A 6,403-nucleotide genomic window follows, 5' to 3' on the forward strand; every position below is an offset into this window, starting at 1 on the left:
CGCGCGACCTGGAGGCCCACCATGGCCGAGATCCACGATCTGACGCCCGGCATCGACACGGCGATCGACTACACCGTAAACATCGTCACGAACTACGTGCGGTCGAACGCCGTCCCGGCCGCCGCTCTGCCGGGGCTGATCGCCTCGGTGCACGCGGCAATTGTCGGCTTGGACCGGCCCGCGGCCGCGGAGATCGAGCCGGTCGAGCAGCCGACCGCCGCCCAGATCCGCAAGTCGGTGACGCCGGACGCGCTGATCAGCTTCATCGACGGCCGCCCGTTCAAAACGCTGAAGCGGCATCTGCGGGGACACGGCCTGACCCCGGACAGCTACCGCGCCCGGTTCGGCCTCGGCCCCGACTATCCGATGACGGCGCCGGCCTACTCCGCGCAGCGCTCGGCGCTCGCGAAGAGCCTCGGCCTCGGCGTGCCCGGCGGCCCGGCGTCGCTCGCCACCGTCGCCTGATCTTACCCGCAACCGCCCGGTCCGGCGCGCGGGCCTGATCAAAGGAGAGCACGATGGCAGAGAAGCTGAAGCAAGCCGCCGCGAAGAAGATCGGCATCCACCCGGAGGTGCTGAAGTCGCTCATCTCGAAGTGCGACGGCATGAAGGCGGACATGGACGAGGCCCGGGGCGAGCTGGGCGCAGCCGTGAAGGACGCCGAGGAGGCGCACGGCATCAACCGCAAGGCGTTCAAGCTGGTCTTGTCGCTGAAGCGCATGGAGCAGGACAAACGCGACGACTTCCTGAAGTCGCTCAGCGACTACGTCACGAAGCTCGACCTCGGTCCGCAGGCCGATTTGTTCGACGAGGGCGACGAGGCCGGCCGGCGCGCCGCCCAGGACGCTGCGGCCGCAGAGCAGGATCAGTTCGCTGAGAACAAGAAGCGGCTGAAGGGCATCAAGCAACTCGAGCCGGCGGTGCACTGAGCCATGGCGCTGCCGAAGATCCTCGCCCTCGACCTCGCGACCAAGACCGGCTGGGCCGTCGGCTCTCCGGACTCGGAGCCGCGCTACGGCACGAAGGTCCTGCCTTCGACGTACGAGGACATCGGCCGCTTCGCCGCCGCCTACAACGAGTGGCTCCTCGACATGATAACGCTGGAGAGCCCGGCGCTGATCGTGTTCGAGGCGCCGATCCTGGCGGGTCAGACCACCCTGACCACCGCGCGCAAGCTCGGGGGCCTCGCTTGGCACACCGAGTTCGTGTGCAACCTCCGCCAAGTGCGCTGCGCCGAGCACCACCTGCAGAGCGTCAAGAAGTTTTTCGCCGGCAGCGGTTGCGCGGACAAGACCGCGATGATCGAGGCGGCCCGCCGGCACGGTTGGGATCCGAAGGACGACAACGCCGCCGACGCCCTCGGTCTTTGGGCCTGCACCGTCCACGAGAAGGCGCCGCAGCACGGCAAGCGGTTCGCCCTCGGCGCGCTCGGAGTTCGAACGGCATGACCTGGCCCTTCGGCGACCTGCAGCCCTTCGGCTTCGACATGCTCATGGTCGATCCGCCGTGGGCCTTCGCGCTCCACTCCGAGAATGGCGAGGCGAAGAGCCCGCAGGCGCAATACGCCTGCATGCCGCTCGACGCGATCAAGGCGCTGCCGGTCGCACAACTCGCGCGGGGTGACGCCTTCCTCTGGCTCTGGGCCACGAACCCGATGCTGCCGCAGGCGCTCGCGGTGATGGCGGCCTGGGGCTTCACGTTCTCGACCTCCGGCACGTGGGTGAAGACCACCTCCGGCGGCAAGCTCGCTTTCGGGACCGGCTACGTCCTGCGCAGCGCCTCCGAGCCCTTCCTGATCGGGCGCCTGGGCCGGCCGCGCGCCGGACGCGCGGTCCGCAGCGTCATCATGGCGCCGGCGCGCGAGCACAGCCGCAAGCCCGACGAGGCCTATGCCGCGGCCGAGGCGCTTCTGCCCGGAGCGCTGCGTCGAGCCGACTTGTTTTCGCGTGAGGCCCGCTCGGGCTGGACGGCCTGGGGCCACGAAGCGGGCAAGTTCGATGCGCCCGCCATGGAGGCGGAGTAGCGGCATGCCCCGCGATTCCGAGAACGTCCTCCCGTTCCGCCAGTCCGACGCGCCCGCGGCGCCGCCGCACAACATCGAGGCCGAGCAGGCGCTGATCGGCATCCTGATGATGAAGCCGGAGCAGATCGCGCCGGTGACGCAGATCGTCCGACCCGAGCACTTCTACTTCGCCGACCATCAGGAGGTGTTCGCGGTGATCGAGGGGCTGGCCGCGGCTGGCAGCACGCCCACCCCGATCAGCGTGAAGGGCTACCTGCCGCGGCCGAACATCGGCGACCGCCCGGCCATCGCCTACCTCACGGCGTGCACCGGCGAGCTGCTGTCGTGGGACGCGGTCAGCTACGCGCAGGTCGTGCGCGACCTCGCCTCTCGCCGCGCGCTGCTGGCGATCGCCGAGGACCTGTCCGGAAAGGCGCACACCTCCGCGCCTGGAACGCTGGCCCAGGCGATCATCGACGAGACCGAGCAGGCGCTGCTCGACGTCCGCGCCGTCGTCCCCCAGGCGCATCTCGCGGGCCAGTCCGCGCCCGAGGCGAGCGCCTGGATGCTCAACCGCATCGCTCAGCTCAGGTCCGGCATGATGGGATCCACCTCGATCTCGACGGGGCTGCACGAGCTCGACCGCGTCACCAACGGCGGCTTTCAGCGCGGCCAGCTCTGGCTGCTCGCCGGGCGGCCCGGCATGGGTAAGACGGTCGTCATGACGACGCTGTCCCGGCTCGCCGCGAAGACGGCCGGCGTGCTCGTCTACCAATGCGAGGTGACCCGGGATCAGCAAATCGCCCGGTACCTCGCCGACCTGTCCTACGTGCACAACCGGCCGCTGCCTTTCGGCAAGATCATGGCCGGCGTCGAGATCGACGACGAGGAGGCCTGGCGCATCGAGCAGGCCGCGGCGAGCTTCGACAAGCTGCATCTGCGCCTCGAATGCGAGCCGGGCGTCACGGTGGCCCAGATCGCGTTCGGCGTGAAAGCCGAGAAACGCCGGCTCGCGAAGGTCGGCGTCCGCCTCGGCGTCGTGTTCGTCGACTACCTGAAATTCATCAAGGTCTCGGACCGGTACCAGGGCCAGCGCGTCCTCGAGATCGGCGAGATCTCGGGCTCGCTGAAGCAACTCGCCAAGTCCGAGGACATCTGCATCGTCCTGCTCGCCCAGCTCAACCGCGGGGTCGAGAAGCAGGAGCGCGAGGATCGCCGCCCGACGCCGGCCGACCTGCGCGACTCGGGCGAGCTGGAGCAGGACGCCGACGCGGTGCTGCTGCTCTTCCGCGAGGCCGTCTACGTCGAGCGCAAGCTCAAGGCCTCTCCGACGCCGGAACTCGCCGACCGCTTCACCAAGGTCCAGCACCGGCTGGAGCTGATCCTCGGCAAGAACCGCTCGGGCCCGCCCTGCACCCTTAACTTGTGGTGCGACGTGGCCCACTCCTCCATCGCCCAGACCACCCGAGGGGGCACCTGATGACCCAACGCGACGACCTGCCCGCGCCGCTGGTCCCCGCCGATATCGACATCGCCGGCCTCTCCAGCTTCCTCCTCGACATCGATCGGCTGTTCCACTCCGAACTCTGGGCCCTCTCGACGGGGGAAGAGTTCAAGGCCGCGGTGGCGCTCTGGGGGCACGCTTGGCGGCAGCGTCCGGCCGGATCGCTGCCCAACGACGACCGGCTCCTGGCGGCCTTCTCTGGCGCCGGCGGACGGTGGAAAAAGGTCAAGGCGATCGCGCTGCGAGGCTTCGTCCTGTGCTCCGATAATCGCTTCTATCATCGGGTTTTATGCGAGGACGTGCTCAGAGCCGCAAAATCGAAGGATGCGCGCAGGGAGAGGACTGCGGCGGCGACGCGCGCCAGACAGGCGAAGGTCGATCCCGACCAGACCCCTCCGTCCGGCGGCAAAAAAACCAATGATGTCAACGAAACGGTCGACCGTAACGTTGGTCGTAACGGTCAACGTAACGAAGGTAGTGACGAGCAACGTCACGATGTACGTCACGAACGACGTGACGAAACCGTCGCGATCACGTCACGGTCACCGTTACATTCACCCATAGCAGGGCATAGCAGTACTGAAGAAGAGCATAACCCGGCGGGCGCCTGTGAACCTGTACCCCGCGCGCCGACCGCCGCCGCGCCGCCGCTGGCCTGGAATTGCCGGGAGAACTTCGACCGGGTCGAGCGCCGATGCCGGGAGGTGCTGCCCCGGGACTGGGTGCAGGACCTCGTCGTCAGCCCGATGGCTCGGCTCGAGGCGTCCGGCGTCGATCTGGAGGCCGAGATCGTCCCGGTCCTGCTCGACCTCGTCGCGGCGCGGCGGGTGCCGATCCGGACATGGACGTTGCTGGCCGACACCGTCGCCGAGCGAGTAGCCGTCCAGCGCCAGGGCCGAACCGCGCAGGGCCTGCCGGCGACGCCATCCGCCCCGACGCCGCCCGGGGACATGGTCGACCTCGGCGTCTCCGGCCGCTGGCCCGAGCCGACGCTGCGGAAGTGGATCGAGCGGTTTCGGCAGGACGCTGGTGCCTGGTCGGAGGCCGTGCTCGGCCCGCCGCCCGGTCAGCTCGGATGCCGGATTCCATCGCGGCTGCTGCTGGAGGCGGCGTAATGCGCCGGCTCGCGCCTCGCCGCAGCGCGCCGTCCGGCTCGGTCCTGCTCTGGGACCGGCGGCACCGCGAGGCGACCCGCGCGCTGGCGGCGCAGGTGCCGGGGGCGATGAGGGCTGAGGGCGTAATCGAGCGACCCTCCCCCGCAGCGGGGGGAGGTGGCGAGCCGGCACGGGCTGCCTGGAGATCGCTTGGAGGGCAGGCGTGACACGTACCGTCGGACGGCGGATGACGAGGAAGCAGCGGCTCAAGCGGAAGCTGGAGCGCGACAGGGCCCACAAGGCGTTCATGCGGCGAGGCGAGGTGCTGGCCGATACGCCGGCCGAGGAGATCGGCGAGGGCGAGATCCCGGCCGCGGCGGAGGCGAAGCCAGCGGAGAGCCCGCGCGAGCGCCACCTCCGAGAGCAGATCCAGCGCGAGGCCGACCGCATCGCCGCCCGCCGAGCCGAGCACGACCTGCCTGAGGGCAAGCAGTGGGCGATGGTCGAGGCCTGCATCGGCCGCACCGGCGAGCTATGCGAGAAGCTGCGGCTGGCCAAGATCCCGCACTTCCGGCCCCGTGACGAGATCGAGCAGCGGCTCGCTTCCGGCCGCATCCGGCGGATCCGGGTGGCGCTGTTCGAGCATACCGTCTTCGTTGGGCTCACCGATCGCGACCAGCTGGAGGCGTTGGCCGCCGAGCATCCCTGGCTGATGGAGCGGCGCGTCTACGGCGCCATGCCGAGCCTGCGGCACGATCGTGAGTTCGCCTGGGACGTCGAGCGGGTGGCGCGGCGAGAGTCCGTCATCGACGAGGCTGGCCAGCCACGCGAGACGCCCGTCATCCTCCCCGCCGTCATACCCGACGTGGAGATGCGCGCCTTCGCTGAGGTCCTGATCGGCGCTGCACCGACGGTTGACGACCTCGACCGGATCGAGATCGGCGAGGCGGTGCGTGTGGTCGACGGGCCGTTCGCGAGCTTCGATGGCGTCGTTAAGGAGACCGATGCGGCCCACGATCGCTTCAAGGTGGCCGTCAGCATCTTCGGGCGGGCCACGCCGGTCGAGTTGGAGCGGCAGCAGTTCGAGCGGGTGTGACGGCGATTGATCTCGCGCCGCCAAGCGAAGGTCAGGTCGGCCGAGTGGCCAAACGGTTACCTAAACATCATCGACCACGGCCGAAGCCGCAGGTGAGAAATCCTACTCGCTTGGGCTCTATGCCGGTCGGCGAAGCAACGCCTCAAGGAGTTCATTCGCTAACACCGTTGGAGTCGGCGGATGACCATCTATCGGCTCAGCAATGAGCCGACTGCGCATATTGCAGCGGGGATCAACGGAGCAATCTGAAGCAGCCGATCGCACAAACCATGAATGTGCTGCCACCCAGACGCCACCCGAACCACGCATTCCGCCGTTTCGGCCGCAGCGTTTACCAATTGTTAACACTTCGAAACCCTTCTGAACCGATAACATAGATTTGAACGCCCCTGCTTTGGCAGAGGGTTATTTGCCGGTTTGGGGCAATTCTGATGATCGATCTGACGGGCTACAAGCTCACTTTCGACGACGAGTTTAATACGCGCAGTATCTCCTGGTCGGGCGATCAGACCAAATGGCAGGATGCCCGCGACGAGTGGCGGATGGGCGACGGCAAGGCAGACATCGGCTTCGGCAAGTCATCGTTCGTCGACCCTGCCTCCGGCTACGACCCGTTCAGCGTCAAGGACGGTGCGCTCACCATCACGGCCGTGCACGACCGCACCCAGTCGGGCTATCCCGGCAGCGACGAGTCCGGCCTGATCACC

Annotated in this window: 7 protein-coding genes and 1 pseudogene; all 8 read left to right on the forward strand. The window is 68.3% G+C overall.

Annotated elements, in window-relative coordinates:
• Window positions 1-21 precede the first annotated feature (21 nt).
• Window positions 22-465 (forward strand): Ros/MucR family transcriptional regulator, encoded by a 444-nt coding sequence (locus MFF58_RS23460; RefSeq protein ID WP_238291414.1) that lies wholly within the window; start codon window positions 22-24, stop codon window positions 463-465.
• Between the two features lie 53 nt (window positions 466-518).
• On the forward strand, window positions 519-929 hold the full coding sequence (locus tag MFF58_RS23465; protein WP_238291415.1) for a hypothetical protein: 411 nt from the start codon (window positions 519-521) through the stop codon (window positions 927-929).
• A 3-nt stretch (window positions 930-932) separates the two neighbouring features.
• Window positions 933-1,448 (forward strand): RuvC family protein, encoded by a 516-nt coding sequence (locus MFF58_RS23470; protein ID WP_238291416.1) that lies wholly within the window; start codon window positions 933-935, stop codon window positions 1,446-1,448.
• Window positions 1,445-2,023 (forward strand): MT-A70 family methyltransferase, encoded by a 579-nt coding sequence (locus MFF58_RS23475; protein WP_238291417.1) that lies wholly within the window; start codon window positions 1,445-1,447, stop codon window positions 2,021-2,023. Before MFF58_RS23470 ends, MFF58_RS23475 begins: the two co-directional genes overlap by 4 nt.
• Before the next feature lie 4 nt (window positions 2,024-2,027).
• A complete protein-coding gene (locus MFF58_RS23480; protein ID WP_238291418.1) occupies window positions 2,028-3,482 on the forward strand; it encodes a replicative DNA helicase in 1,455 nt (484 codons plus the stop codon).
• Window positions 3,482-4,621: a DUF1376 domain-containing protein gene (locus MFF58_RS23485; protein WP_238291419.1), complete on the forward strand. Its 1,140-nt coding sequence runs from the start codon at window positions 3,482-3,484 to the stop codon at window positions 4,619-4,621. Before MFF58_RS23480 ends, MFF58_RS23485 begins: the two co-directional genes overlap by 1 nt.
• A gap of 202 nt (window positions 4,622-4,823) precedes the next feature.
• On the forward strand, window positions 4,824-5,696 hold the full coding sequence (locus MFF58_RS32645) for a transcription termination/antitermination protein NusG (protein WP_373323379.1): 873 nt from the start codon (window positions 4,824-4,826) through the stop codon (window positions 5,694-5,696).
• Window positions 5,697-6,127: 431 nt separating this feature from the next.
• Window positions 6,128-6,403 (forward strand): annotated as a pseudogene (locus tag MFF58_RS23495) (Hint domain-containing protein); the annotation flags it as partial.

It is taken from the genome of Methylobacterium longum, assembly GCF_022179385.1.
In the GTDB taxonomy this organism is placed as follows: Bacteria; Pseudomonadota; Alphaproteobacteria; order Rhizobiales; family Beijerinckiaceae; genus Methylobacterium; species Methylobacterium longum.